This is a genomic window from Acetobacterium carbinolicum, assembly GCF_047456275.1.
GTDB lineage: Bacteria > Bacillota > Clostridia > Eubacteriales > Eubacteriaceae > Acetobacterium > Acetobacterium carbinolicum.
This window is the reverse complement of the sequence record NZ_CP173357.1, coordinates 3,340,478-3,366,565: the sequence shown is the minus strand read 5'-3', so window position 1 is coordinate 3,366,565 and position 26,088 is coordinate 3,340,478. Positions and strand designations below refer to the sequence as shown.

The following is a 26,088-nucleotide window of genomic DNA, read 5'->3' as shown; positions in this document are numbered from 1 at the left end:
AAATAATATTCAGAGCAGTTAGTAATAGTTTTTATGAAGTGTTTTCAATAAGGCATGATTTTTCCCGCGGATTTCCCGCAAATTAGATAGCTTCCGAACTTTTTGAATGTATGCAAATGGCTTTTATTTAGTTATAATCTAAATTTAACCGATTGTCATAATCGATTCTAATTAAGTCAGCTTTTTACCACATTGATTGCAGTACTGGGAATCCTTGGCATGTTTTGAATTGCCGCAGATTGGACATTTTTGATCTGTCAGAGGTTCTTTCTTGTTTGAAGCATTAGAAAGCTCACTGGTAATAATACCGGTGGGTACAGCGATGATGCCATAACCCACCAGCATCAGGGCACTGGCAAGAAATTTGCCCATCTCGGTTTGAGGAGAAATATCCCCGTACCCAACGGTTGAGATGGTTACAATGGCCCAATACATGGATTCAGGAATGCTGACAAAGCCATGCTCAGGGCCTTCGATGATATACATCAATGCTCCTACAATAATGACAATAAACAAAAGGGTAAAGAGAAAGACGCTAATCTTTGTTTTGCTGGCACGAAGAGCTTTTAACAAGGCGCCCGATTCATCAACATAGCGACCCATTTTAAAGACGCTAAAGAGTCTAAATAGACGAAGGATGCGAACAATAGGGAGAAAACTGCCAAACGAAACAAAAAAACTGAGATAAATAGGCGCAATGGCAATAAAATCCACAATGCCATAAAAACTTAAAAGATAGTCCCGTTTTTTTGGTGTTACAATCAGTCGCAGGACATATTCAAGGGTAAAAATAAGCAGAAAAAAATTCAGCAACAGTGAAATGACAGTCCCCATAACAACGTGGATGGGTGCGACACTGTCAATGATAATTAAAAAACAACTGATCGAAATGGAGCCGATCAAGGCGATATCAAAGGCACGGCCCAGGGGTGTATCAATGCCGTTGATGATCTGATTCAGCTTTTGCTTCCAGTCTTTAGGGTATGTTACCATTAGAGCCTCCCATATAATCGTTTCCAATGAATCTGCTTCAGGTGATATGATTTAATTATAGCATATGTGTTCCAAGAGTGTACGCCAGCGTATTGCAAGGCAGCAAGTTGCGTCAGCAAAAAAATATTATAGAAAACCAAAATCCCCAGTGGGAGCTGGGGATTTTAATCAGGTATTGTAAGGGATAAATGAGGTAAGATCAACTTCACTTAAATCATGGGCTGGGGATATTTGTCAGATCATCCATATTCATGGATGAAAAATCGGTAAACACAACATCCGCTGGTGGGGTAAACTGGCTGTCTGAAATATTATCGGCCGAAATGTCGGTAACTACAGAACTCATGGTGACAGTGCCATTGCTAATAATCTCAGTTTTCAACGGTACTCCAAAGTGGGTGGAAAACCACATGCGCATATCGATCGTGCCATTCTGACCGTCATTTTCGGTGGTTTCGATATAGATCACTTTCTCGCCATCCAGGGTTTCTACCCGGGCGATCATGTTGTCAGGAAAAATATCGGTAAGTTCATCAATACTGGTAATTCCTTCATCCATGTTTAAATTTCCTAAATCGGAGGTCATCTCCTGATCCTTGAAAGAGAACCCGGTGGTTTGGCCTTCGGTATACTGGTAGGTTATCCCTTGAGCGGCATTATAGATGGTAATCTGATTGCCGACTTCTGGTAATTCCATTTCCATCCGGTAGTTATCTCCTTTGGTATAGGTGGTAGAGGAGGTATCTAGACTGTCAGTAACGGTAGTTTTAGTAGTTATTTTAAGGGAATCCGGATAAGTGAAATTCAAACTTTTCAGGAGTTCCGCACCACTGAGAGCTTCATTCAAGGTAGTTGTTTCTTCTCCGTTTGTTTGGCTTTCATCGGTTTTAGCAGCATCATTATTGTCACAGCCTGCGAGCATGAATATCGCCAGCACTACAAAAAACATCAGTAAGCACTTGCTTTTTTTCATTTGACTAACCCATCCTTTCGTTTAATTCGACTAGAATATTAGAAATTAGTGAGGTCCTGCTGTGTCGCTCGAAGCGACAACCAAATCCTAATATTTCTACTCTTTTGTTTACCCTGGAAAGAGCGGGATAATCACATAAACAGATAATTACGAAGAACTGTCAATACCGTTTCAAAACTTCCCAAAATAAACGGTAAAAATTACCCATTAGCATCGTTCGACTCGTTTTCATATAGACTGACATCATAAAAGCCAGCCTTTTTCTTTTCCCTGATCCGATAGCTGTCACCTTTGATATTGATCGTTGTGGAATGATGCAGCAGTCGATCCAGGATCGCCGTTGCAACGACATTATTTCCGAACACATCACCCCAACTACCGTAGGACTTGTTGGAAGTCAGAATGATTGAGCCTTTTTCATAGCGATTGGAAACAATCTGAAAAAAGTAATGAGCCACTTCATCATCCATGGCCGCATAGCCAACTTCATCAATAATCAGGATATTGGGTTTATTCAGTGTTTTAAGTTTGCGATGAATGCGCCCGGAAACAATATTTTCCTGAATCATTGAAATCAGTTCATGTGCACTGAGAAAATAAGCAGTATAGCCACTTTTGATCGCACAAACCGCCAGACCTACGGCCAGATGAGTTTTGCCAACGCCGGGCGGGCCCAAAAACACGACATTTTCGGAACGTTCCACAAAGGCGAGCGTTTTCAGTTCATTTACCTTACGCTGATTGGCACTGGGCTGGAAATCAAAGTCAAATGAATCGATGGCCTTGATATAGGGAAATTTTGCAAGTTTCAAGTTCGTCGTAGTTGTCCGTTCTCTTTTTGCATCAATTTCTGCCCAAAGCAGCTTGTCCAGAAACTCCAAATAGGATATACTATCCTTGGAAGCTTCTTCAGCATGGTGGTCATAAACGGCGGCCATATGCGTGAGATTCAGACGATCAAAAGCTTCCTTCAGGTGATGGGTTACCATATGGTCACCTCACTGACTAAAGAATCATAGACTGCGAGCGGTCTTTGATGCACTTTGGGCGATTGATCTGGAATCATAAGCGGTGCTTTGCGGGCTTTGGCTTTATGGTTTTGACTGTTCAATCCTTCAAAGTGCTTTTTCATTTTTTGAACCTGATGTTTTTGGGCCGGTTTCCGGTAACCTTCAATCAAAGCACCAGTTTCATCATAGATTTCAATCGTTCCATTTCTCAGATCCCGCACACCGACACGGTGACCAACAAAGCGGAAGGGAACGGAAAAATAATTGGACTGATAACTGATCATACAATCATTCATGACTTTCCGGCTGACCAGATCCACAGAAAGAAACGGTTCGGTGTTCATCGGCTTCAGCAGTTCTTCCGTCAGGATTTCATGGGGTATTTTGTGAATCGTCTGATGTAGCCGGGTGTTGCATTTCGTATCAAGCCAGAGCCGAGCCTGATCATTGAGTTCGGCCAGATCTGAAAAGCTTTTGACTCTCGGCCAAAAATTGCCGCGTACATATTGGACTCCGCGTTCCACCTTGCCCTTGGAACGGGGCAGATAAGGCCGATGCCGAACCGGAATAAAATGGTGATGCTCGGCAAATCGCAAAAACCGCTGATTCCATTTATCGTTGCCGGTTTTGTGACTGTAGGCAACAACAGTTTTCATATTGTCATACAGAATGCTCTCTGTTACACCACCAAAATAGGCAAATGCTCGTTCATGGCAGCCGATTAATGTGTCAAATTTCGAATTCTCGGTGAATTCAAGATAATAATTTCTGGAATGCCCTAAAACCATGATGAAGGCATACAATTTCTTGAGCTTTCCATCGGGCATCGTGACAACGAATTCTCCCCAGTCAACCTGGGCCTGTTTGCCAGGGGGTGTTTCATAGCGGATCGATGCTTTGGCTAACGCTTTTTTGCGATATGGCTTCATAAATTCCCGAAGAATCGTCATTTTGCCCTGGTACCCATCGGCTGCAATTTCATCAAAAATCACAGCGGCATTGACACAGCCTTCATTCATTCGTTCCAGAATATAATCTTTAAACGGATCAAGCTTTCCTTGCCGAAACTGATGTATCCGATATGCTGGCGGTTCGTTGCGCTTAAGCCAATTGCTGACCGTTTTTCGATCAACACCCATTTCTTTGGAAATCTGCATGATTGACATTCCCTTGTTTTTTAAACCTTTGATCATGTAATATTCCTCCATTGTTATCATTCGGTTGTCCTCCTTATACTTTAAGAAGAAACATACCGTGTTTTTGGGGAATTTTCAACCGTTTATTATGGGTATTTTAACACCGATTTTGACAGAACAACAGCTAGGTATCTGTTTGATGAAATTTATACCATTTTGCTGGGACAGGTAAACTCGGTCTTAACCAGGTACAATTACTAGCAAGAACCTTTTTTAATTAGTCTGATTAGCAGAATTCATTATAACGCGGTCGATTCCCACCATCGCGATTCTTGTTTTAAAAAAGGCCGGACAGAAAAAATTTCTGTCCGGCCTTTTAAGACATAATCGCTAATATAGTGAGGGAAGAGAGCGTCAAAAGAGGAGCACCTGGCTCTTATTCAGGGGTTGGTTCAGGGGATTCAACGGTGGTTTCGCCAAGGTCTTCTTCAAGAACGACATCGTCTTCATCCACTAGAATCTCAGAAAGTATTTCGAAAAAGAATCCTTTTGCCGAGGCAAGGGACTCATTATGGGCGAACATAGCTAATTTGTGGTAATCGACAAAGCCATCTTCATCCGCATAAGGTTGCAGACGTTGAAGAAAAAATTCTTCGGTAACGGCATCTTCAAATTTTTCCTGTACCGTGTTAAAGACTGTAATTAATTCGCTTTTCTTCATGGTATTACCTTCTTTTGCGTTATTTCAGCCACATTGAGCTGATAAATTAATTATAAAAGCGCAAGCTGAAATAAACAAGGTTTATTTGTAAAATCAGCAAGAAACTTCAAGATGAAGGGTATTAAAAAGAATGGATTTTTCATGCCTATTTATAGTATACTGATAAATAAATAAGAATGATTAAAATTATCTATCAAAGTCGAAAGGAAGTGAGGAAAGTAAATGGAATTTTTATTGGCGTATCCGCCAGTTTTACTGGCATTATTTGCCGGGTTGTTTACCTGGTTTGTAACTGCCCTGGGGGCATCTCTGGTATTCTTTTTTAAAGAAATTAATATCAAGGTGTTAAATGCTATGCTTGGTTTTGCGGCTGGCGTTATGATCGCTGCCAGTTTCTGGTCGTTGCTGGCACCGGCCATTGAGATGGCCGAGGGCGGCCAAATGCCGGCATATGTGATGGTGTCATTAGGTTTCCTGAGTGGCGGATTTTTTCTGTGGATTGTGGATAAGATCTTACCTCACGTCCATCCAGGTACGAATCACCGGGAGGGTATCAAAACCTCCTGGCAACGGAGTGTGCTATTGGTTTTAGCCATCACCTTTCATAATATTCCTGAAGGTTTGGCAGTGGGGGTCGCCTTTGGCGGTTTGGCTTCCGGTTCATCGGCGATGACCCTGGCCGGTGCCGTGTCGCTGGCAGTGGGGATTGGTCTTCAGAATTTTCCTGAAGGAGCAGCAGTATCGATTCCCTTAAGGCGTGAGAATATGAGCCGAAGAAAAGCCTTTTTAATGGGTCAGTTTTCAGGGATGGTGGAGCCTATTGCAGCGGTGATTGGTGCTGCGGCAGTGGTCCTGGTTGCGCCGATGCTGCCTTTTGCGCTCGCTTTTGCAGCTGGTGCCATGATTTATGTTGTGGCGGAAGAACTGATTCCCGAAGCCAGGTTGGGCCACGAAGGGGATATTGCCACCATCGGTGTCATGTTCGGTTTTACCTTAATGATGATTTTAGATGTTGCTCTAGGGTAAAAAAATAAGGATGTCTACATGTAGACATCCTTAAATTTATAAAATATGGGTAGACATGCTTTCGGCAAAGAGGGCGATTCCTCCAACGATGAGATAAACCCCGGCGATGATGCCAAAGCCCAGAAGCATAACAAAGGGGTTGAAAATAAGGAAAATGGATAAGAAAATGTTAATGATTCCTGAAGCCAGTAACCAGCCAGTTCCAGTGGCACCTTGCTTTTTCATTACGGAAGAGGCAGCGATCTGATTCATTCCGGTGGATAAAGCAATAAAGGCAAGCATAAACGCGAGTGTACTGGCCCGGGATAATGGGTCTGAGAAAATCAGCAGAACCCCCAGCAATACGGCCATGATACCCGAGGTCAGACTCCAGCCATTTTTAATCGTACTTTTGGCAAATACAATGATGTGAAAAATACCGAAAATAAGCAGACCGGCAATAAAAAACCACATAATCATTTGGGCTGCGAACATCGGTGCAAAAAAGATCAGGCCGCCGAGGACGATCATCAGAAGGGCAACAATAATCCCCAATGTTTTGGACATTTTTAGAAAATCATTCATCTTTTGTTCCTTTCAAAATTAAATTTAGAGTTAATGAGTTCAAGGGTATTTTACAATATTAAGATAGAATAATCAAGTTAATTATAAGAAATGTAGAATTTTGGGAATCACGAAAAATAAATGAGAAAATTTGATTCATAAAAAGATATTAAATGGCAATAAAATTATAAGGAGACGAAAAATGTTAATGATTGGACCCCACCTGTCTATTGCAGGTGGATTTAAAAAAGCGGGTGAAGAAGCCGTGAAAATTGAGGCCAATACCTTTCAGTTCTTTACCCGAAACCCCCGGGGTGGAAAGGCCAAGGCCCTTGACTCCGATGATGTGGCCGGACTTCGGCAGATAATGGATAATCATGGGTTTGGCCCTTTACTGGCCCATGCACCCTATACGCTTAATATGTGTTCTGCTAAACAAGAAACCCGAGAATTTGCTCGGATGGTTTTTAAAGAAGACCTGATGCGTTTGGAAGAACTGCCCTGTGAACTCTATAATTTTCACCCTGGTAGCCACACTGGCCAAGGGGTTGCGGCGGGGATTGCCTGGATTACTCAAATTCTTAATGAGGAAATGTGGCCAGAGCAGAAAGCCACGGTGCTTTTAGAAACCATGTCAGGAAAAGGGACTGAAATTGGCAGTCGCTTTGAAGAATTAAAAATGATCATTGATCAGGTGGCCTTAACCAATAAGATCGGAGTTTGTCTGGATACCTGCCATGTTTATTCCGGTGGCTATGATCTGGTGGGAAATCTGGATGGCGTGCTCGAAGCCTTTGATCGGATCATTGGCCTTAATTATTTGAAGTGTATCCATTTAAATGATAGCATGATGCCCTTTGGCAGCAATAAGGACCGCCATGAAAAAATCGGTTTTGGGACCCTGGGGATTGATACGTTTAAGTGGATTGTAACCCATCCCCAACTGAGAGATTTACCTTTTTTTCTGGAAACGCCTCAGGAGGATACCGGGGATTATCAAAAGGAAATTGAATTACTGCGATCCTTTTGATTGTCCTGAAATCATTTTATTACAACACCAAAAAAGCAGCGATGGGCATCCATCGCTGCTTTTTTGCGCTATAATTAAACGGCCAGATGTTTTATTAAATCAACAAAGACAACACATAACCCAATAGCATATCCTCATTAACATCCCAGGGATCAGCCATAATCGCAGCATCTTCTGTTGTTATTTCCGGATGTCGGGCCGCATAGGTTTCGAAATAGTCCAGATAGTCAGATTTGATGGTTTCCATATGATACCTCTCTTAATAGCTTCCGTGATCGATTACATATTGATGAACTGCCTGGAGTTTTTCCAGATCTAATCCCTTTCCACGGAGAATTGATTTACCAGTGGTAAAAATATAACCGCCTCCGGGAGCCCCATCGTCGAGCATCTTTTTCGCAATGTCAAGGCACGCTTCGGTAGACTGGGATTTCAAGGCTTCAATAGGGTAGTTGCCCATGATGCACATGGTCTTACCCACCTTTTCTTTAATGGTCTTCATTTCGCCATATTCAAAAATTCCCACCACACCCGGGTTTAAGCTCCCCAGATAGTCATACAATTTTGACCAGTTTCCTTCAATAAACAAGATTACTGTATAGCCCATGCCAGTAAGGGTATTGACCAGACGGGAGAAGCTGGGCCAGTAAAAACGCTCAAACTGCTTGGGATTTAAAAATGAAGGCATATGCAAAGGCATGAAGATAGCCGGGATTTTTTTTGGCGGTCCGGAATAGCCAGTGACCCCCCAACGAAGTATCAGCGGGTACAGGGCTTCGCAGGCTTGCTCCACCAGTTCGGGACAACGATGCATATCCACTGAGATCCCCATAAAACTGCGAAGCTGGTCTGCCAGAAAATCAAAAGGTGCTTCGATCATATTGTCCGTAATAATTGAGACTCCCACCGTGGTACTGCAGTGAGCATCAATTTCCCGGAGGAGTTTTGTGTGGCGCATATAACTAAGGGCACCTTTAGCTAGATTGAGTCCACCCAACCCGCCGGGCTGATCAAAGGCTTTATATTGCCGGGGGAGGACCTTATCCACCAGGGTCTTGAAGGGATCCTTAATCAGTTCGTGGTATTCGCTGGCCAGCATACCACAGACCTCGGGATGTTGCATAAACCCGTCTTTGTTCGGAACGAAATTCTGGGAACCAATGGTTGTATACATCCCCGGGCAACGTAAGAAAGTTGAAGAAGCCGCATCTACCTTCATATCCTGGTAGTAAATAGGCAGACATTCTCTAACAATTTCCAGGTTCCAGGTGGCCGATTTGAGATGACGACCACAATAATCCACCGCCACCTCGGGGCCGTTTAAGGCAAAAATGGGGACCCGGTCTGGTTTTTCCAGTTTAATTGCTTTTTCAATACGAATCAATCGTTGATCCAATAATCGTTTGGCATCACTCATTTATATCGACCTTTATCCTTTGAACTAAAATCCTCTAAAATATTATATGTGTTCAAATTATCATTATTTTTGACAATTGTCAACAATTTAAAAGTTGAAAATAGTGCTTGATTGCAGAAAAAAAATATGCTACTATAGTGTCAATAAGTGAGTAAGTGTTCACATATTAAGGAGAAAAGATGGATAAAGTTTTAAAAAACGATCATACCGAAGAAACCTTGTTTGAGGTTGCTGAATTTTTTAAGGTGCTGGGCGATCCCACCCGGATAAAAATTGTGAGCGCGCTGTTTGAAAATGGCGAGTTGTGTGTGAATGATATTGTCAGCCTGGTGGATGTCAGTCGGACGGCGGTATCGCATCAATTGCGGATCTTAAAAGATAAACGGATCATCAGTTATAGAAAAGACGGGCAAATGAAATTTTATCACCTGGATGACGCCCATGTGGAAGTGATTGTGTTATTAACAATTACCCATTTAAGTCATCACTAGGTATATTGAAAAGAGGTTAGCAGCGTGAAAGTATTTTTAGAAGGACTCAACTGTGCGAATTGTGCAGGAAAAATTGAAAAGCTGGTTGGCAAAATGCCAAATGTCAGGGAAGCGAGTATATCTCTGGCGACGGGATCATTGGTTATAGAGGAGGATGAAGGGTTCGCGCGGGAAGAAACTTATGATGCTGTTGTGAAACTGGTCCACTCCCTGGAACCGCATGTGGTGGTTTCCCAAAATCGGAAACCGCTGGTAGTGCCCGAGCCCTGTAGCTGTGATGGACATGACCATGAACACAGTCATGGTCACCATCAGGCGGAAGAATCCCAGTCTTTGGGACATTCGCATACAGGGGCTCTGGGAGATATGGATAAACGGCAGAAGTATGAACTCACCACTGCGATTGGATTATTTCTGTTAGGTTTTGTACTGCAGGCGTTTCTCCCGGCCGATCTGGAAATGGTCAGTGTTGGCGTTTTTCTGGGTGCCTACTTGCTGGCTGGTTATCGGGTTATTTTGCTGGCTTTTAGAAATATCGGACATGGTCAGATTTTTGATGAAAACTTTCTGATGACCATTGCCACCTTTGGGGCACTGGTCTTAACCGAGTGGCCGGAAGCCGCCGGCGTTATGATCTTTTTCGGTATTGGTGAATTTTTTCAGGATCGGGCCGTGGATAATGCCCGGCGATCCATCGCCGAAACGATTAGCTTTAATGCCGTCACTGCCAATCGGGTTGGACCCGAGGGTGAGGTCGTCATTGATGCGAAACAAGTCAAGGTGGGGGATGTTCTGGTAATCAAGCCGGGTGAAAAAATCCCTGCCGATGGAATCATCATGCAAGGGGTTTCTCATTTGGATACCTCCCCCCTCACCGGCGAATCCTACCCCCGCAAAGTAAAAAAGGGTGATGAGATTCTTAGTGGAATGATTAACGGCAATGCGGTGCTAAAAGTTCTGGTTACCAAAGACTATGAAAATTCCACCGCCATGAAAATTATGCAGCTGATTGAAGAAGCCAGCGATAAAAAAGGTAAGACTGAAAAATTCATTACCCGCTTCTCACGTTACTATACCCCCATTGTGGTTTTTTCAGCCGTTGCCATGGCTATCATTCCGCCACTTATTATTCCCGGAGCGTTCTGGGAAACCTGGTTCTATCAGAGTCTGATCTTTCTGGTGGTCTCTTGCCCCTGTGCCCTGGTGTTATCGATACCGATCAGTTATTTCGGGGGCATTGGTCGGGCATCCAAGGAAGGCGTTTTGATAAAAGGTGGAAATTATCTGGATGTTCTTTATCAGAGTAATGTGTTTGTGTTTGACAAAACCGGAACCCTGACTCAGGGCGAATTCAAGGTGATCAAAACCGTGTCAGCGACAGGATTTACAAAAACCGAGCTGTTGGTGGCCGCTGCAGCCGGGGAACACTATTCCAACCATCCCATCGGCAAGGCCATCACGGCTTATGCCCAGCAGGATGTCGATGAAACCCGGTTAAAAAATTACGCTGAAATTCCCGGAAAAGGAACCCAGGTGCAGGTAGATGATCAGATGATCCTGGCTGGAAACAGAAATCTGCTGCGAGATCATCAGATTGAGATTGCCGACAGCGATGAAGAGGGAACCCTTGTCTATATCGCCATTAATGGCAAACTGGCCGGTTACCTCGTATTAGGGGATCAGATCAAGGATAATGCCTTATCGGCCTTACAGGGGTTAAAACGGCTTGGCGTAAAAAAAACAGTGATGCTCAGTGGCGACAATGCTGGCGTTGCCAACCAGGTTGGGAAAAAACTGATGCTGGACGAGGTGATCGGCGATTGTTTGCCTCAGGACAAAGTGGCCGCATTTGAAAAAATAAAGGTCGAAAACAAGGATGGTAAAACCATTTTCGTGGGTGACGGTATGAATGATGCACCGGTTCTGGCCATGGCTGACGCCGGTATCGCAATGGGAGCTTTGGGCTCCGATGCCGCCATTGAAGCTGCGGATATCATTCTGATGAAGGATGATCCGATGGACATTACCAAAGCAGTGGATATTGCCAAATACACCAGACGGATTATGATTCAGAATATTGTGATGGCACTTGGCATTAAAATCACTGTGCTTACGCTGACCTTCTTTGGCATGGGCGAAATGTATCTGGCAATTTTTGCCGATGTAGGTGCTGCGATTTTAACCATTCTAAATACGACCCGGATTTTAAAATATCGGGGATTCTGGCAGAAGAACAGATAAATAAGGCCAAATTAAAAAAAATAGTCGTTAAGAATTGAACAAAAAGGGTTGAGTGCAGTTGACCTTTTTTGTTCTTTTTTAGATTAAGAAACTTAAAGAACCAGTTTTCTCAGATTAAGTACAATAAAGTATCGTCAAATTATTAAAAAAGCCGAAAAGAAAAAATAGTAGAATAATTTAGTTATGTAAAGAGCGGTACAAAGCGCCGTCGAATCTGCTTGAAATAGTGAATAACAAGGGTATTCGGCAGTGTCAGCATGACAGCGACTGACAAAATACTAAATGTAAAAAAAACAAGATGTTAAAAAAGTATCAATGACAAATGACTCCTTTTCGAATATAATTGGAATTACTCAAAGAAAGGGGAAAAAAAATGGTTAATTTAACAATTGATGGGAAGGCGATCAGTGCCGAACTTGGAACAACAATTTTAAAAGCAGCGAGTTCCATTGGCATTGAAATTCCAACCCTGTGTAGTTTTAAAGATTTCAGTCCGGATGGAACCTGTCGGATGTGTTTGGTTGAGGTAGTCGGTTCAAAGGAATTAGAAAAAGCCTGTTCAACTCCAGTTGCTGAAGGTATGGTGGTTTATACCGACACATTTGTAGTAAGAAACGAGCGACGTCAGGCACTAAAAGCATTGATGGTCGATCATAAATTTGATTGCATGGCTTGTTATAAATATGAGACATGTTTCTTTGTGGAAAACAATGCAAATTTAATCGACTTTGATACATACAAGGCGGTGGGAACAGAAGGGTATGCCGATCGACAAATTGATGATTCTAATCCGTTTTATTTTTATGATCCAGGTAAGTGCGTCCTATGTGGCCGCTGTATAAAAGCATGTGATCATTTACAATGCAGTCATATTTTAGCGGGATTCGATCCTGAAAAGGATAATATTATTAAAACATTCGGTGACTTGCCAAGAGGTAATACCGATTGTGTCAGTTGTGGAAATTGCATTGCTGTCTGTCCAACCGGGGCGCTGGCACCTAAAAAGTTTAAGCCGTTTGGCTACACCAAACATGTTCAAACAGTCTGTCCCTATTGTGGTGTCGGATGTACCTTGAATTTAAAAGTAGTTGATAATAAAATTACCGATGTATTCAGCACCGAGGGAAATGTAAACGATAATTTGCTCTGTGTAAAAGGTCGTTTTGCTTATGATTTTGTTAGCAGTCCCGATCGATTGACAACGCCGTTGATTCGAAAAGATGGCGTTTTGCAAGAAGCAAGCTGGGAAGAGGCAATTTCATTAGTAGCTCAAAAGCTTAAAGAAGCGAAGCAAGAAGGTCCACAGGCAGTGGCCGGATTGTCATCGGCACGTTGCACCAATGAAGATAATTATGTTTTCCAGAAGTTTATCAGAACGGTAGGAGAGTCAAATAACGTCGATCATTGTGCCCGCTTGTGTCATGCTTCCACAGTTGCTGGCTTGGCTAAGTCCTTTGGTAGTGGTGCCATGACCAACAGTATCGAAGAAATCGACGTTATGGACGTGATACTTGTCTCAGGTTCAAATACAACCGAGACACACCCTGTTATCGGTGCAAAAATAAAACAACGAAAAGCTCAGGGAGCAGCTTTGATTGTTGCTGAACCACGAAAGATTGAACTGGCGAATTATGCCGATGTTTATTTACAGATCAAACCAGGAACAAATGTTGCCTTATTTAATGGACTGATGCGGGCCATTTTGGATGCCGGTCTTGAAGATAAAACCTTTATTAATGAACGAACTGAAGGTTTTGAGGCATTTTTAGAATTTATGGATACGCTCACGGTCGAAAAATGCGCTGAAATATGTGGCGTTGATCCAGAGGAAATGCGAAAAGCAGGCGTTCTTTATGCAACAAAGGATCGTGGTGGAATTTTTTATTCCATGGGTGTTACGCAGTTTAGTACCGGCACGGACGGGGTTATGTCGACTGCCAATCTGGCTATGCTGACCGGAAAAATTGGTCGCGAAGGTTGCGGCGTAAATCCGCTTCGCGGTCAGAACAATGTTCAGGGAGCTTGCGATATGGGAGCCCTGCCGGGTGATTTGCCAGGTTATCAAAAAACAGCAAACCCTGAAGCGGTTGAAAAGTTTGAAAAGGCCTGGGACGCAAAACTGCCGCAAAACACAGGCAAAACCTTAACCGAAATTATTGACGGCGTAGGGGATAAAACGATTAAGTTTTTATATGTTATGGGTGAAAATCCGATGGTTTCAGATCCCAACACCAATCATGTCAAGGAATCTCTGGAAAATGCCAATTTCATCGTTGTTCAGGATATTTTCCTGACTGAGACCACTGAATATGCGGATGTTGTCTTACCGGCCCATGTTTATGCTGAAAAAGATGGAACATTTACAAATACAGAGCGACGTATTCAGTTGTTGAGAAAGGCCGTTGATGCCCCGGGCGTTGCTAAAAATGACTGGGAAATTATTGGGATGATAGCAAAAGAAATGGGTGTTAAGGGCTTTGATTTTAACAGTGCTTCAGAAATTATGGAAGAAATTTCGTCAGTAACCCCAAGTTATACCGGAGTATCGCATGAACGCCTAAGTAATGGTGATCGTATTCAATGGCCGTGTTTGAGTAAGGATTCTGAAGGTGCAAAATTCCTTCATGCCGGAAAATTCACAAGAGGACTGGGTGCGTTTATGATTGCCGATTATATCCCGCCAGAAGATCAGGCTGATGACGAATACCCATTGATATTAATGACGGGCCGAATTCTTGAACACTACCACACAAGAACCATGACAAAACGAACACCAGGAATTGAAGCGATTGCAGGCGATGCATTTGTTGAAATCAATCCGGCAAAAGCTTTGGAATATGGAATTGCAGAAGGTGATATGATTCATGTTACCTCACCTCGGGGAAGTGTTTCTGCCAAAACGCGTTTTAATGATGGGATCATGGAGAACAATCTATTTATGCCTTTCCATTATGGTGATGGTGGAGCAAACTGCTTAACTGGTGGTGCGGTCGATCCCATTGCGAAAATTCCACCATTGAAAGTGTCAAAAGTTCGAATCACAAAATAGAAAAAGTATTAAATAAAGCTAAAATTTTTGCAATACTGAAGGGGTGCGAAAGCTCCCCTTTTTTAGGTTATTAATTTTCGCGGCAGGAATCAAAAGATTCAATAAGATGACAGGGTGCCAATTTGCACAGGAGGATGGTCGTGGAACAAATAAAAACTGCAGCAATCCTTGCTGGCGGACTCAGCCGGCGAATGGGATATGATAAGAAAAAATTGCGTGTAGGCGGGGAAAATATCTTACAACTGATTGTCAATCAACTGTCTGCGGACTTTGAGGATATCATCGTGATTGGCTGTACCCAGGACGATATTCCGGGTATTAAAGGTTTAAGGGGTGTCTATCCCGATACACTGGAATTATCGGCGTCGTTAGTGGGAATTTATACAGCGCTGTTACAGTCAAAGTCTGAATATCTTTATGTCACGGCTTGTGATATGCCATTTTACAACAGTGATTATGTATCCTATATGAAAAAAATAATTGTGGAAAATCCAGACATCTCGGGTTGTGTGACGCGTTTTGAAGAATGGATTGAACCGTTTAATGCCTTTTATAAGGTGGATTTACTACCGTCAATAAAAACATTTTTAGACACCGGAAGAAAGAGCATCTACAAATGTTTTGAAAAGGAAAAGCTATATTATATCGATGAGTCAATGGGGCGGCTTTACAGCCCGGAATGGGAAATGTTTTGTAATCTAAACACGCCGAGAGAATTAAAAGACCATCTCAGAAATAAAAAAAAGTGTTAGACGAGGTTAAATTAGTACAATCGATGCGTCGAGAAGTTAAGGTTTAGGATGGATAAGGTTTGGTCGGCACTTAAATAAAACGACAATAAATTGACAGCGTTTACTTGACAATGAGTCCGTTAAGGTGTATCATATGAATACAAACATGTACACACATGTCACACAAGTTTTTATGAGATGATTTTTTTCAAAGGAAGGGTATTAAAATGCTGGATTTAAAGGTTTTAACGCAGGCAGTTGGAGATTTAGAAGAAGAAGATGTAATGGAATTATTAAGTGATTTCGTAGCGACAAATCCTTCAGAAGCTGAAGCACAAGAAGCAGTTGCGGCCTGTCAAGGTGGTATGGCAATTGTAGGCGATCTTTTTGAAAAAGGTGAATATTTTGTCGGCGATCTGATCTTTGCCGGAGAATTATTAACCGAAGCAATCAATGTTTTAAAGCCCGTTCTAGGAAGTGAAGATTCGGCTGTTGCGGGTACCATCATTGTCGGAACAGTTCATGGCGATTTACATGATATCGGGAAAAATATTTTTAAAAGTATGTCTGAAGCGGCTGGTTTTGAAGTGATTGATTTGGGAATCGATGTGGCACCAGAGATCTTTGTTGAAAAAGCCAAAGACTGCAAACCGGCAATCATCGGAATGAGCGGGGTCTTAACATTGGCCATTGACTCCATGAAAGAAACCGTGGATGCACTAAAAGCAGCGGGTGTTAATGTTAAAGTGATTATTGGCGGAAATCCGGTCACGAAAGAATCCTGTGAGTATGTAGGTGCTGACCAGTTTACGACTAATGCCGCTGAAGGTGTAAAAATCTGTCAGGGTTGGGTGTAACGCCGATAGGAATGTCGGTACAACCTAAAAATAAATAGATTATTAAGGATAAGTAGAAGAGCAATAGCTCGGCTTTTTATCCTTTTTTTATATCAAAAAGACAGCCGCTTTTACCCTGAAGCAGTAGATTTGTAGATAATTGTATATACAGGTCGATATAAGTATGGTATAATTTCGACAAACGATTTCAAGAGAATCGGAAAATGTTGAAGGTGGAAAACGTCTAATAATTTTTGATCCCGGCAGAAATTAGCGACGCCATAAAAAGGGTTTCTAAAAGAACCGGACCACAGCGCCACGATTGAAAATGTTTTTTTTGTGCATTTGTTCAGGTGCTTTTATTGGTTTTTGCACTTCAATTTAGAAGAGCAAAGGCCGCTAAACTTTAAATCGTAAAAATATAAGATTTATTTTAATTATACTATTATCAAAAAAAACAATTTAGGTTATAATTAAAAGAATTGTAGAAATTGCAGATCTGTAATTCCAGGTGTGATCATTAAGATAAGGCATGGCGACCGAACATGGCAGTGATATTAAATCTACACCTTTGAGGGAGTGAAACTTAAATTATGAAACATAGCATTGTAAGATCCATTGAAGGATTATATGAAGATCGAACCCTGGAGCTCGTTCGAATTGCTCTTCGAAAAGGGTTTAAACCGATTGATATTTTTGATTGGCTGCAAACCGGAATGGAGCGGGTGGGTAAGCTATATGAAACCAGTGACTATTTTATCGCTGATTTAATTTTTGCCGGGATTATTTTTCAGGAAGTGATGGAACTGGAAGAGCTGAAGGAAGTTACGAAGGTAACTCCTAAAAATAAAATCGGCAGATTGTTACTTTTTTCAGTATCTGGGGATTGCCATGATATCGGTAAAAATATTTTTGGGTCATTTGCCAGAACCGCGGGATTTGAACTCATTGATTTAGGAACCGATGCTTCCCTTTATCAGGTCATCGCCGCCATTGAAACCGCCAAGCCCGATATTATCGGAATGAGCGGGATGCAACAAGAAACCATTTACGAAATGCGAGCGGTTGTTTGCGAATTGGTCAACCGGGGAATCCGTGATAATTATCGCGTGATTATCGGCGGTGCCGTCATTGATGAAAAAGCAGCACAGATTGTCGGCGCAGATTTTGCAACCAAAGATGTAATGACCGGTGTCGAAAAATGCAAATTGTGGATGATCGAAAAAAACGGGCAAAAAAAATAATGATAAATAGACCAAGGTGGTAGAAAAATGGGATCCCCCGAATATTTAAAAATAGTTGATGCAATAAAATATAGAATAACCAGTGAAGAAATAAAACCGGGTGATGCCATACAATCAGAAAATCTTCTTTGCGAAGAGTTTAATGTCAGTCGAATGACAGTCAGAAAAGGGCTAGCTGTTCTTGTCAATGAGGGTTATATCTACTCCATTCCGGGTAAAGGCAACTATGTTTGTGAGCCTAATCTGGATTCGTATACACTTCATTTTGACGAAATGATGACAACTGAAAAAAAAGGCGAGGAAATCCGGCTGATTGAAGTAAATGTGGTGAAACCCAGTTATGAAGTGGGTTTCAATCTGGAAATTCCGGAAAATAAACACGTCATTGTGGTGAAACGTGTCTTTGTCAGCGATGGGGTGGTTAAGGCCTTTGATGTCAAATATATTCCTTATTATCGGGGTATTCCGATTGTCGAAAAAGAGATTCGTTATGCTACATTTCCCGAGATGGTAGCAAAAAAGAACTCCATTTTTGCGATGAGTAAAAAGCTCAAAATTCGAGCAATGGCCGCAAAAGGAGAAGTCAGTCAGGTGCTTGATATCATGGACGGTGATCCGGTTTTAGTGGTGGAACAAAAGTTGCTGGATGAAAAAGATCACCCCATTGGATGGGGACTTATGTACTTTACGGGTGATGATTCCGGGTTGGAGGCAGTTGCCTCCTTCGATTAGTTATGAATAACTGAGGTATAGAATGAAAAAGAGTATCTTATTAATTGCATGTGGGATGATTCAGGATGAGATGAGCTTAGCGATGAAGAATACCGACATTAATTATGATACCATTTGGATGAGTGCAGAACTTCATAACAACCCGGATGTGCTAAACTTAGAACTACAAAAAGAGATCGATAACCATCAGGACTACGATATGATCCTTTTGGGTTACGGAAACTGCGGAAAAGCACTGATTGGATTGCAAAGTGACCACGCCAGGCTGGCCTTGTTACGCGCTGAAGATTGCATTCAAATGCTGCTCCACAATAAAGATAAGCTCAAATCCATCCGGGGGGAAACCTATTTTATTACTAAAGGGTGGATGATGGGGAAAAAATCTTTAAAAGAAGAATATCATTATGCCATTAATAAGTATGGTCCTAAACGGGCAGAAGTGATTATGGAAATTATGTTTAAGAATTATAAAACCCTAATGATGATTGATTCCGGTGCTTATAATCTGGAGAATTGGACGCACTGCGCCAGACATTTAAGCCAGGTTCTGAAATTGGATTTTATTATCACCCAGGGGGATGTGGGACTGCTGGAAATGTTTCTTTCCCTTAACTGGGATCATCGGGTGGCGGTGATTGAAGCAGGAACTAAAGTAACCAAGGATGATTTTGGGGTGGAATGTATGGTGGCATCCTGTGCAAATACATTTAAAATGTGAAAAATGCACAGGGCTCAAAATGACGTTTATTTTCGCGGGAGATACTAAAAAAGTATCTCTTTTTTTATTGAATCTTAGTAGAGAAAATAATAGCAGTCAAACACAAATATAGACAGATAAATTGGGAAACGGTATAATAACAAAAGGGTTTTAAATCAGTTTTTAAAAGAGAGGAAAAGCAATGAAACTGGAACAACTGTTAAATGAACTAAAAATAATTGAGATTAGAAACAATCAGCCTGATTGTGATATAAAAAAAATTTGCTACAATTCCCGGGAAGCCGTGGCAGATAGCCTGTTTGTAGCGATACCCGGCTATGTGACAAACGGCCATCAGTACATTGGCAATGCCATTAGTCAGGGCGCTCGTGCCGTGGTCCACCAGGACGATCTGACTGACTATCAACCAGATATCGTGTACATAAAAGTAAAAGATTCCCGCTATGCCCTGGGAATCTTGGGGAGCTGTTTTTATGAAAAACCTTCAGAATCCATGGTAGTCACTGGCATTACCGGAACCAATGGGAAAACTTCCTTGACCTATATGCTTAAACATATTTTTGAAACGCAGAGAAAAAAATGTGGCTTAATTGGGACCATTAATAATCTGATCGGGGATCAGGTAATTGACAATCGGGGACGAACCACCCCGGAATCCCTGGAAGTTCAGGAGATTATTAAAGAAATGAAGGATGGGGGCTGTTCTCACTTATTTATGGAAGTCTCTTCCCATGGTCTGGCCCTCGATCGGGTCAATGGAGTCGATTTTGATTATGGCATTTTCACCAATCTGACCCAGGATCATTTAGATTATCATAAAACCTTTGAGAATTATTTTGCGGCCAAAGCGAAACTTTTTTTTCAGGTAAAAAAAGCCAATATCATCAATGGCGATGACACCTGGGGCGGTAAGTTGTGTGAATTGTTGGATGAAAAATCAGCACTACCAGTGATCACCTACGGCTTAAATCCGGCTCATGATTATTTTGCCAGAGACCTGATCTTTGGGCCCAAAGGAACGAAATTTACGCTCGTTACGCCAGATTCAGAAGAGCAATTATTTTTAAATATCCCCGGTGAGTTTATGGTTTATAACGCCATGGCCGCCATTATAGCCGCAGTGGCGGAAGGGGTGCCAATGGGAGTGATCCGGAAAGCACTGGCAACAATGCCGGGAGTAGAAGGCCGGATGGAAATTCTGGAAGTTGAGGCCCCCTTTGATGTTATTATCGATTATGCCCACTCTCCGGATTCTCTGGAAAAACTGCTCCAGTCGGTACGAAAAATATTTAAGGGGCGGATTGTCCTGGTCTTTGGCTGTAATGGCGATCGGGACAAGGAAAAACGGCCGATCATGGGCCGGATCGCCGGCGCAAATGCCGATATGGTCGTGGTAACTTCGGACAATCCAGCCAGCGAAAATCCTATGGACATCATCGGCGCTGTGGTTGCGGGCGTCCGTGAGAAAACTGATCAATACGCTACTGTGGAACACCGCCATGAAGGCGTCTATTATGGAGCATCGCTATGTCAGCCGGGAGATGTACTGGTGCTGGCTGGAAAAGGCCATGAAAAGCAGGAAATCATGAAAGATGAAACGCTTTATTATAATGAATGGGACACAGCCAGAGAAGCCGTTGCCCGGTTAAAACTGAAAGCTTAACAAAAAAAAGCACCGATCGGGTGCTTTTTAGGTTGTCGGCGATCTACCGTACCGACCAATTTTAAGCTGTGGTTCGCTGCGGGATCGGACAGGCGCTGCCAGGTCCGCCCCGATGCATACAATCAGATTAATAATTGTCGGTACTGCGTTAGCATTATGTTTAGAGTTATCGGGAGCTTTTTATCATTTTAGGGTTAAAACGATCGGGCAATGATCGGAGCCCATTACCGTGTCTAAGATGTCGGTGCACGCGACCTGGGGCATGAAGCGTTCAGAAACAAAGAAAGAATCAATCCGCCATCCGGCGTTGTTGGCCCGGGCATTGAAGCGGTAGGACCACCAGCTGTATTTGATTGTTTCGGGGTGTTGCACCCGCCAACTGTCAACCATGCCGATGCTAAGGAAATCATCAATCCAGGCTCGTTCTTCGGGCAGGAAGCCAGAGCGCTTGGAATTTTCCTTGGGATTTTTCAAATCGACTTCCCGATGGGCAATGTTGATATCACCACAGACGATGACGTTTTTGCCGGCGGCCAGGAGTTCTTTTATATCATCTTGAAGACAGCGGTTGAAATCCATCTTGAAAGCAAGCCGCTGCTCATCTTTCTGGCCATTGGGGAAATAGACATTATAAAGGATAAAATCCGGGTATTCCATAATAATGGTGCGGCCCTCGTTGTTAAAAACAGCGTCAGATAAACCGGTGCGGATGGCCAGCGGCTTTGTTTTGTAATAAACCGCGGTACCGCTGTAACCTTTTTTTTCACCGGAGTGAAAATAGGCAAAATAGCCGGGGATGTTAAGCAAATTGTCTTCTAGCTGATGGTCGTGAGCTTTCGTTTCCTGAATGCAAAGAATATCAGGATCGGTTTCTAAAATAAAGGTTAGAAACCCTTTTTTTTCTACCGCCCGAATGCCGTTGACGTTCCACGAGATAATTTTCATATGTTACCTTCCTATATTATTAAATTTAACTATTAAACCGGTTATTTTCAAACCAGGGCCATCAAATTACTCCCCTTTTTCCAGACTTTCGAGGGTTTCCAGACGATCCATGATTTCTAATAATTCTTCTTCCAGAATCGCTTTTTCTTCTGCCAGTTCCTGCAGGACGGTGTAGTCCTTAGTTATTTCCGTCAGCTTCTGGGTGACAAAATCCAGCCGATGATCTTTGCTTTCCAGATCCTGCAGGAGGGTTTCCTGCTCTCGTTTTTCCTTGTAGGTCAGACCGGGCTTGCGGGTTTTAGGTTTTTCAAGCGGGGGCTGTTCGGGTTTTTTAACCGTTTGATTCGGGGCGTCTTCCCGGTTACCCAGTCCGCTTAGCGGATGTTTACTGATATAATCCGAATAATTGCCGGTTTGGGTAGTAATATGACCGTGACCGTCAAAGGAAAAAATCTGTTCGCAGGTGCGATCAAGAAAATAACGGTCATGAGAAACGGTCAGCATTGATCCTTGAAACTCGTCCAGGTAGGCTTCCAGAATGGTCAGGGTGTCAATATCCAGATCATTGGTAGGTTCATCAAAAAGCAGCACATTGGGAGCCATCATTAAGATCCCCAACAGGTAGAGCCGCCGTCGTTCGCCGCCGGAAAGCTCGGATATATAAACCCATTGGCTGTTTTTATCAAAAAGAAATAGTTCCATCATCTGAGCTGCGGTGACAATTTCGCCCCGGGAATTTTCCATCACTTCGGCTTTCTGCCGAATATAATCAATAGCCCGCAGACTTAGATCCATATCTTCAGATTCCTGAGAAAAATAACCGAGTTTGACGGTGTCGCCCAGAATGATGGTGCCACGATCGGGCTGTAGTTTTCCGGATAACAAATTAAGTAAGGTGGATTTGCCATAACCGTTTTTCCCGATGATTCCAATCCGTTCGCTGGGCCCCAGGATCATCGAAAAATCGTCGATGATTTTTCCAGCACCAAAAGATTTACTCAAATGCTCGATTTCAATGACCTTTTTACCAAGACGGGAAAAACCGACCGAGATTTCCATCTGGTTCTCAGAAAGATCAGTGGCCCGTTCTTTGATTTCTTCAAAGCGTTGAATTCTGGCTTTTTGTTTGGTGGTCCGGGCTCGGGCACCGCGGCGGATCCAGGCCAGTTCGCGACGATAGAGGTTTTGACGTTTCTCTTCAATCGCGGTTTGGGCTTCCCGACGGTTGGCTTTCTGTTCTAAAAAGTCGGAATAATTTCCGGTGTATTCATAAAGGTTGCCCATATCGAGTTCGATGGTTTTGGTTACGACCCGATCCAGAAAATAGCGGTCATGGGTGACCATCAGCAGCGCCCCTCTACGGTTTAGTAGATAGTTTTCAAGCCAGGCAATAGTATCATTGTCGAGATGATTGGTGGGCTCATCGAGAATCAGCAGATCACAGGGTGTCAGCAGGGCTGAGGCCATCGCCACCCGCTTGCGCTGTCCCCCGGAAAGCTGACTAATTTGTTTATGATAGTCATGAATGCCCAGTTGTGAGAGGATCGTTTCGACCTGGGATTTCAGATTCCAGAGATTTTCGTCATCGATGCGTTGGGATAAAGACATCAGCCGCTTTTGGAGCGACACCTCCTCCGGCGAGATATCCAATGCGGCCAGGGTAGACTCATAATCCCGGACCAGGTTCATTTCCGGCGAATTAGCTGAAAAAACCTGAGAAAGCACGGTGGTATCGGGGTCAAGATCGGGGTCCTGGGAAAGAATTTCAACCCGCTGGGATCCGAAAAATTTAACCTCCCCGGCATCCGGGCTATCGAGGTTTCCAATAATTCGCAACATTGAGGTTTTTCCCGATCCATTGACGCCAATCACCCCGATTTTATCGGTGTCGGCAATGGAAAATGAGATATGGTTAAATAGGGTTTTAACCCCATATGTTTTTTTGAGATTTTCAATACTGGCAATATTCATTGACTTGTCCTTTGTGTTTTCATTTTGCTAATAGTTTAACATAAATGGGAAGGAATCATGGAAAAACTTTACAAAAAGTCCTGAAAATAGTATTATGTAGTAACAAATTAAGGTGGGGTGTACAAAATGATGTTGGGTAAAACCATTTTTATAGCAAAAAGTGCAGATGTTGCAGGAAAAGTAAAACTTGGGGATTTTATCTCAGTATGGTTCCAAGCGGTCATTCGGGGTGATGTCGATAGCATCACCATTGGTGATCGGACCAATATTCAGGATGGTACGGTGGTTCACGTGGCCTCGGGTTATCCCACTGTCATCGGGGCAGGGGTTAGCATCGGCCATAATGCCACGATTCACGGCTGCGAAATTGGTGATAATGTCTTAGTCGGTATGGGTGCCATCATTTTAAATGGCGCAAAAATTGGTGACAACTCGATTGTTGGAGCCGGTTCACTGGTGACCCAGGGAAAGGTATTCCCGCCCAATTCTTTAATTATGGGCAGCCCGGCGAAAGTTGCCAGAGCCCTGAAACCCGAAGAAATTCAGAGCATCCGGGACAACGCCGAAGAATACCTCGATACGATGAAGGGCTATATGTAAACCGTCTGCAAACACGGTGCAACTAAAAAAGACCCTTGGGTCTTTGAGGTTAGTGATAAACTACCGTACCGACCAATTGTTAATCTGTTGTTCGCCGCGCCATGCGAAATCCGCTTTGCTCCTTTCGCATTGGTCGCGGGCAGTCGCCAACTACAAGCAAGCTTGTGATTGGCTCGTTGCCTTCGCGCAGAATCCGACAGGCTCTGCCGTGTCCGCTCCGATGCGTACAACATGATGTAACAATTGTCGGTACTGGGTTATTTTTTTTGATAACCTCAGACCCTTGGGTCTTTTTTAGTTGCTAAAACTTGACGGGGTTAAGGCGAAAGCGTTCCAGTGGTTTGTAGAGAATGGTGACTAGCACAATTCCCACCAGGCCTTGCAGTACACTAAAGGGCAGGTTCACCAAAGGGCCGGCAACGTTGCCGTACATGATTACTTCAGAAACGAAATATACAGCAGTCATGGCAATGACGGCGGGAAAAGCGAAGAACAGCAAATTCTTTTCGGGAAAACGCTTCATCAGGTAACCGAAAATAAAGGCCATTGAGCCTTTGGCAATAAAGGTGGGCAGCACATAGGCCCCGTAGCCCCCGAAATAGTCAGCACTGGCCGATCCGATTCCAGCGGCAATCAGGCCGCCCCAGGGACCTAAAATAAAAGCGGATAAAAGAACTGCACCATCACCGGGATGAATATAGCCCGTGGGAAGAGGGATCTTCACAAGGGATGTCATCACAAAAGTGAGTGCCATCATTAATGCCGTGTAGGTGATTTTTTTGGTTTGGTCATTCATCTTTAAGTACCTCAATTCTAAAAAAATACTAAGCCAACGATAAACAGTCGACTTAGTATAAAATTATCTCATAGTTGTTTTAAAAAACAAGGGCTTGAATTCGTCGATTTTTTGAAAAATCTGAACCCATCAGACCTGTTCAATAAAGATATTAACGGCACTGTTCCCCGGGAGGTCCGTTTTGTCCGGGTTGTTGGGTGAAATTGAAATGCTGATCGTATAACCGCTGACGGTTCCCTTGAGGTTGGTTGTTGCTGAAACCACTTCCTCAGAATAATCCGGGGCACTCGTTAGCAAGTTCTGATAGAAAACAAGGATTTCGTCGGTGGAATAGTCAGAAACATAAGACGTTTTCCAGCCCGGCTGTCCGGATACACCGGTAATCTGATGAGACTGAGAAAGACTGGTTACACCATAGAGAGGTACCATTTGGGTGGGATAATTGCCAGCGAGAAGACCGGCTTCATCAACATAAATTTCTTCATTATTTTCCTCAATAACGGTTTGCATTTCTTCAGGTACGACGATGGCAGTTGTTGCTGTTGTGTCTGGTTCGTTGTTCTTTATAGGTTCCGGCTGCTTAGTTGTTGTCGTGGTATTGGTTTCTTTAGTCGCTGTTTCTTCATCGTTTATCAGCTTTGGCATCAGCAGGGCGGCACCAGTGATAAGAACGCCAATGAGTAAAAGCGAAAGAAGGACATAACGTATTTTCATAAATAACTCCTTTTTAAATGCAATTGGCAGGCAATCGAGAAACGATAACGAAAGCTAACGGGCTTTCTTAATTACCTGATTACCGATTGAGTGCTTATTAGCATTATAACCGAGATTCTTAAATTTTAGAATAAAGATTTCAAAAAACTTGATTTTATTAAGGATATTGGATAGAATATAAAAGAAATCTATTACGCTTTTATCGATATAAATAGAAATGAAGAATATAAATGTGAAGATAAGGACGCTGTGGGGAATGCTTTAACAGAGAGATAATCATTTTGGTGAAAGATTATTAAAAGACACCTCAGAGAGATCACCTTTGAACAGAATTTTTGAAGACTGGTTAACCGTTGGTTAAATCAGAATAGGAAATTCCGGGGAACCGTTAAATTCATAGAGTGGGCAGTTTTCTGCCAACTTGGGTGGTACCGCGATTTTTCGTCCCTTGGATTTTTCAGGGGGCGTTTTTTGTATTTGTTGATTAGCACCGTTTAGCACATTTACG

The 26,088-nt window shown here is 42.8% G+C and carries 24 protein-coding genes and 1 other annotated feature; of the genes, 12 read left to right on the top strand and 12 right to left on the bottom strand.

Going from position 1 to position 26,088, the window contains the following annotated elements:
• Positions 1–171: 171 nt before the first annotated feature.
• The 5 genes from ACIZ62_RS15650 to ACIZ62_RS15630 form a co-directional block, all read right to left on the bottom strand.
• Positions 172–993: an ion transporter gene (locus ACIZ62_RS15650; protein ID WP_111889038.1), complete on the bottom strand. Its 822-nt coding sequence runs from the start codon at positions 991–993 to the stop codon at positions 172–174.
• A 214-nt stretch (positions 994–1,207) separates the two neighbouring features.
• Positions 1,208–1,966: a hypothetical protein gene (locus ACIZ62_RS15645; RefSeq protein WP_414150577.1), complete on the bottom strand. Its 759-nt coding sequence runs from the start codon at positions 1,964–1,966 to the stop codon at positions 1,208–1,210.
• 200 nt (positions 1,967–2,166) lie between these two features.
• Positions 2,167–2,955, bottom strand: coding sequence for an IS21-like element helper ATPase IstB (gene istB / locus ACIZ62_RS15640; RefSeq protein WP_111887536.1), 789 nt, complete (start codon positions 2,953–2,955; stop codon positions 2,167–2,169).
• Positions 2,949–4,193, bottom strand: a complete 1,245-nt coding sequence (gene istA / locus ACIZ62_RS15635) for an IS21 family transposase (protein WP_414150213.1) — start codon at positions 4,191–4,193, stop codon at positions 2,949–2,951. The genes istB and istA overlap by 7 nt, the downstream gene beginning before the upstream one ends.
• Positions 4,194–4,548: 355 nt before the next feature.
• Positions 4,549–4,833, bottom strand: coding sequence for a hypothetical protein (locus ACIZ62_RS15630; RefSeq protein ID WP_111889040.1), 285 nt, complete (start codon positions 4,831–4,833; stop codon positions 4,549–4,551).
• A gap of 222 nt (positions 4,834–5,055) precedes the next feature.
• Between ACIZ62_RS15630 and ACIZ62_RS15625 the strand changes: the two genes are divergently transcribed.
• The gene (locus tag ACIZ62_RS15625) at positions 5,056–5,859 is read left to right on the top strand and encodes a ZIP family metal transporter (RefSeq protein ID WP_111889041.1); all 804 of its coding nucleotides are present in this window, start codon (positions 5,056–5,058) and stop codon (positions 5,857–5,859) included.
• A gap of 36 nt (positions 5,860–5,895) precedes the next feature.
• Here the strand turns inward: ACIZ62_RS15625 and ACIZ62_RS15620 are convergent, their stop codons facing one another.
• Entirely contained in the window at positions 5,896–6,423 is a 528-nt protein-coding gene (locus ACIZ62_RS15620) for an HdeD family acid-resistance protein (protein ID WP_111889042.1), read from the bottom strand.
• Positions 6,424–6,604: 181 nt separating this feature from the next.
• Between ACIZ62_RS15620 and ACIZ62_RS15615 the strand changes: the two genes are divergently transcribed.
• Positions 6,605–7,432: a deoxyribonuclease IV gene (locus tag ACIZ62_RS15615; RefSeq protein ID WP_414150576.1), complete on the top strand. Its 828-nt coding sequence runs from the start codon at positions 6,605–6,607 to the stop codon at positions 7,430–7,432.
• A gap of 94 nt (positions 7,433–7,526) precedes the next feature.
• Here ACIZ62_RS15615 and ACIZ62_RS15610 read toward each other — a convergent pair whose 3' ends face one another.
• Positions 7,527–7,679, bottom strand: a complete 153-nt coding sequence (locus ACIZ62_RS15610) for a hypothetical protein (protein ID WP_162624543.1) — start codon at positions 7,677–7,679, stop codon at positions 7,527–7,529.
• 12 nt (positions 7,680–7,691) lie between these two features.
• Positions 7,692–8,849, bottom strand: a complete 1,158-nt coding sequence (locus tag ACIZ62_RS15605) for a uroporphyrinogen decarboxylase family protein (RefSeq protein ID WP_111889044.1) — start codon at positions 8,847–8,849, stop codon at positions 7,692–7,694.
• A 179-nt stretch (positions 8,850–9,028) separates the two neighbouring features.
• Here ACIZ62_RS15605 and ACIZ62_RS15600 point away from each other — a divergent pair, with 179 nt between their 5' ends.
• From ACIZ62_RS15600 to ACIZ62_RS15560, 9 genes are all read left to right on the top strand, one after another.
• Positions 9,029–9,340: an ArsR/SmtB family transcription factor gene (locus ACIZ62_RS15600; protein ID WP_111889045.1), complete on the top strand. Its 312-nt coding sequence runs from the start codon at positions 9,029–9,031 to the stop codon at positions 9,338–9,340.
• A 24-nt stretch (positions 9,341–9,364) separates the two neighbouring features.
• Entirely contained in the window at positions 9,365–11,581 is a 2,217-nt protein-coding gene (locus ACIZ62_RS15595) for a heavy metal translocating P-type ATPase (RefSeq protein WP_414150575.1), read from the top strand.
• 373 nt (positions 11,582–11,954) lie between these two features.
• A complete protein-coding gene (fdhF, locus tag ACIZ62_RS15590) occupies positions 11,955–14,630 on the top strand; it encodes a formate dehydrogenase subunit alpha (protein WP_414150574.1) in 2,676 nt (891 codons plus the stop codon).
• 140 nt (positions 14,631–14,770) lie between these two features.
• The gene (locus ACIZ62_RS15585; protein ID WP_414150573.1) at positions 14,771–15,382 is read left to right on the top strand and encodes a molybdenum cofactor guanylyltransferase; all 612 of its coding nucleotides are present in this window, start codon (positions 14,771–14,773) and stop codon (positions 15,380–15,382) included.
• A 206-nt stretch (positions 15,383–15,588) separates the two neighbouring features.
• Positions 15,589–16,218, top strand: coding sequence for a B12-binding domain-containing protein (locus ACIZ62_RS15580; protein WP_111889049.1), 630 nt, complete (start codon positions 15,589–15,591; stop codon positions 16,216–16,218).
• A gap of 572 nt (positions 16,219–16,790) precedes the next feature.
• Positions 16,791–17,441: a B12-binding domain-containing protein gene (locus tag ACIZ62_RS15575; protein WP_111889050.1), complete on the top strand. Its 651-nt coding sequence runs from the start codon at positions 16,791–16,793 to the stop codon at positions 17,439–17,441.
• A gap of 27 nt (positions 17,442–17,468) precedes the next feature.
• On the top strand, positions 17,469–18,173 hold the full coding sequence (locus ACIZ62_RS15570; RefSeq protein WP_414150572.1) for a GntR family transcriptional regulator: 705 nt from the start codon (positions 17,469–17,471) through the stop codon (positions 18,171–18,173).
• A 22-nt stretch (positions 18,174–18,195) separates the two neighbouring features.
• Complete coding sequence (locus ACIZ62_RS15565) at positions 18,196–18,891, top strand: DUF1638 domain-containing protein (protein WP_111889052.1); 696 nt, start codon at positions 18,196–18,198, stop codon at positions 18,889–18,891.
• A 181-nt stretch (positions 18,892–19,072) separates the two neighbouring features.
• Positions 19,073–20,554, top strand: a complete 1,482-nt coding sequence (locus ACIZ62_RS15560) for a UDP-N-acetylmuramoyl-L-alanyl-D-glutamate--2,6-diaminopimelate ligase (RefSeq protein ID WP_414150571.1) — start codon at positions 19,073–19,075, stop codon at positions 20,552–20,554.
• Positions 20,555–20,737: 183 nt separating this feature from the next.
• Here the strand turns inward: ACIZ62_RS15560 and ACIZ62_RS15555 are convergent, their stop codons facing one another.
• Positions 20,738–21,499: an exodeoxyribonuclease III gene (locus ACIZ62_RS15555; protein WP_414150570.1), complete on the bottom strand. Its 762-nt coding sequence runs from the start codon at positions 21,497–21,499 to the stop codon at positions 20,738–20,740.
• Positions 21,500–21,565: 66 nt separating this feature from the next.
• On the bottom strand, positions 21,566–23,470 hold the full coding sequence (locus ACIZ62_RS15550) for an ABC-F family ATP-binding cassette domain-containing protein (RefSeq protein ID WP_414150569.1): 1,905 nt from the start codon (positions 23,468–23,470) through the stop codon (positions 21,566–21,568).
• Between the two features lie 126 nt (positions 23,471–23,596).
• Between ACIZ62_RS15550 and ACIZ62_RS15545 the strand changes: the two genes are divergently transcribed.
• A complete protein-coding gene (locus ACIZ62_RS15545; protein ID WP_414150568.1) occupies positions 23,597–24,070 on the top strand; it encodes a gamma carbonic anhydrase family protein in 474 nt (157 codons plus the stop codon).
• A 301-nt stretch (positions 24,071–24,371) separates the two neighbouring features.
• Here the strand turns inward: ACIZ62_RS15545 and ACIZ62_RS15540 are convergent, their stop codons facing one another.
• Positions 24,372–24,866: an ECF transporter S component gene (locus tag ACIZ62_RS15540; protein ID WP_111889057.1), complete on the bottom strand. Its 495-nt coding sequence runs from the start codon at positions 24,864–24,866 to the stop codon at positions 24,372–24,374.
• A 129-nt stretch (positions 24,867–24,995) separates the two neighbouring features.
• Positions 24,996–25,580: a hypothetical protein gene (locus ACIZ62_RS15535; protein ID WP_414150567.1), complete on the bottom strand. Its 585-nt coding sequence runs from the start codon at positions 25,578–25,580 to the stop codon at positions 24,996–24,998.
• Positions 25,581–25,806: 226 nt separating this feature from the next.
• Positions 25,807–26,032, top strand: a binding site (T-box leader).
• Positions 26,033–26,088: the final 56 nt, after the last annotated feature.

Coding starts and splice junctions, on each gene's coding strand:
- ACIZ62_RS15650 (WP_111889038.1), bottom strand. CDS start 993: ATGGTAACATACCCTAAAGACTGGAAGCAAAAGCTGAATCAGATCATC.
- ACIZ62_RS15645 (WP_414150577.1), bottom strand. CDS start 1,966: ATGAAAAAAAGCAAGTGCTTACTGATGTTTTTTGTAGTGCTGGCGATA.
- istB (WP_111887536.1), bottom strand. CDS start 2,955: ATGGTAACCCATCACCTGAAGGAAGCTTTTGATCGTCTGAATCTCACG.
- istA (WP_414150213.1), bottom strand. CDS start 4,193: ATGATAACAATGGAGGAATATTACATGATCAAAGGTTTAAAAAACAAG.
- ACIZ62_RS15630 (WP_111889040.1), bottom strand. CDS start 4,833: ATGAAGAAAAGCGAATTAATTACAGTCTTTAACACGGTACAGGAAAAA.
- ACIZ62_RS15625 (WP_111889041.1), top strand. CDS start 5,056: ATGGAATTTTTATTGGCGTATCCGCCAGTTTTACTGGCATTATTTGCC.
- ACIZ62_RS15620 (WP_111889042.1), bottom strand. CDS start 6,423: ATGAATGATTTTCTAAAAATGTCCAAAACATTGGGGATTATTGTTGCC.
- ACIZ62_RS15615 (WP_414150576.1), top strand. CDS start 6,605: ATGTTAATGATTGGACCCCACCTGTCTATTGCAGGTGGATTTAAAAAA.
- ACIZ62_RS15610 (WP_162624543.1), bottom strand. CDS start 7,679: ATGGAAACCATCAAATCTGACTATCTGGACTATTTCGAAACCTATGCG.
- ACIZ62_RS15605 (WP_111889044.1), bottom strand. CDS start 8,849: ATGAGTGATGCCAAACGATTATTGGATCAACGATTGATTCGTATTGAA.
- ACIZ62_RS15600 (WP_111889045.1), top strand. CDS start 9,029: ATGGATAAAGTTTTAAAAAACGATCATACCGAAGAAACCTTGTTTGAG.
- fdhF (WP_414150574.1), top strand. CDS start 11,955: ATGGTTAATTTAACAATTGATGGGAAGGCGATCAGTGCCGAACTTGGA.
- ACIZ62_RS15580 (WP_111889049.1), top strand. CDS start 15,589: ATGCTGGATTTAAAGGTTTTAACGCAGGCAGTTGGAGATTTAGAAGAA.
- ACIZ62_RS15575 (WP_111889050.1), top strand. CDS start 16,791: ATGAAACATAGCATTGTAAGATCCATTGAAGGATTATATGAAGATCGA.
- ACIZ62_RS15570 (WP_414150572.1), top strand. CDS start 17,469: ATGGGATCCCCCGAATATTTAAAAATAGTTGATGCAATAAAATATAGA.
- ACIZ62_RS15565 (WP_111889052.1), top strand. CDS start 18,196: ATGAAAAAGAGTATCTTATTAATTGCATGTGGGATGATTCAGGATGAG.
- ACIZ62_RS15560 (WP_414150571.1), top strand. CDS start 19,073: ATGAAACTGGAACAACTGTTAAATGAACTAAAAATAATTGAGATTAGA.
- ACIZ62_RS15555 (WP_414150570.1), bottom strand. CDS start 21,499: ATGAAAATTATCTCGTGGAACGTCAACGGCATTCGGGCGGTAGAAAAA.
- ACIZ62_RS15550 (WP_414150569.1), bottom strand. CDS start 23,470: ATGAATATTGCCAGTATTGAAAATCTCAAAAAAACATATGGGGTTAAA.
- ACIZ62_RS15545 (WP_414150568.1), top strand. CDS start 23,597: ATGATGTTGGGTAAAACCATTTTTATAGCAAAAAGTGCAGATGTTGCA.
- ACIZ62_RS15540 (WP_111889057.1), bottom strand. CDS start 24,866: ATGAATGACCAAACCAAAAAAATCACCTACACGGCATTAATGATGGCA.
- ACIZ62_RS15535 (WP_414150567.1), bottom strand. CDS start 25,580: ATGAAAATACGTTATGTCCTTCTTTCGCTTTTACTCATTGGCGTTCTT.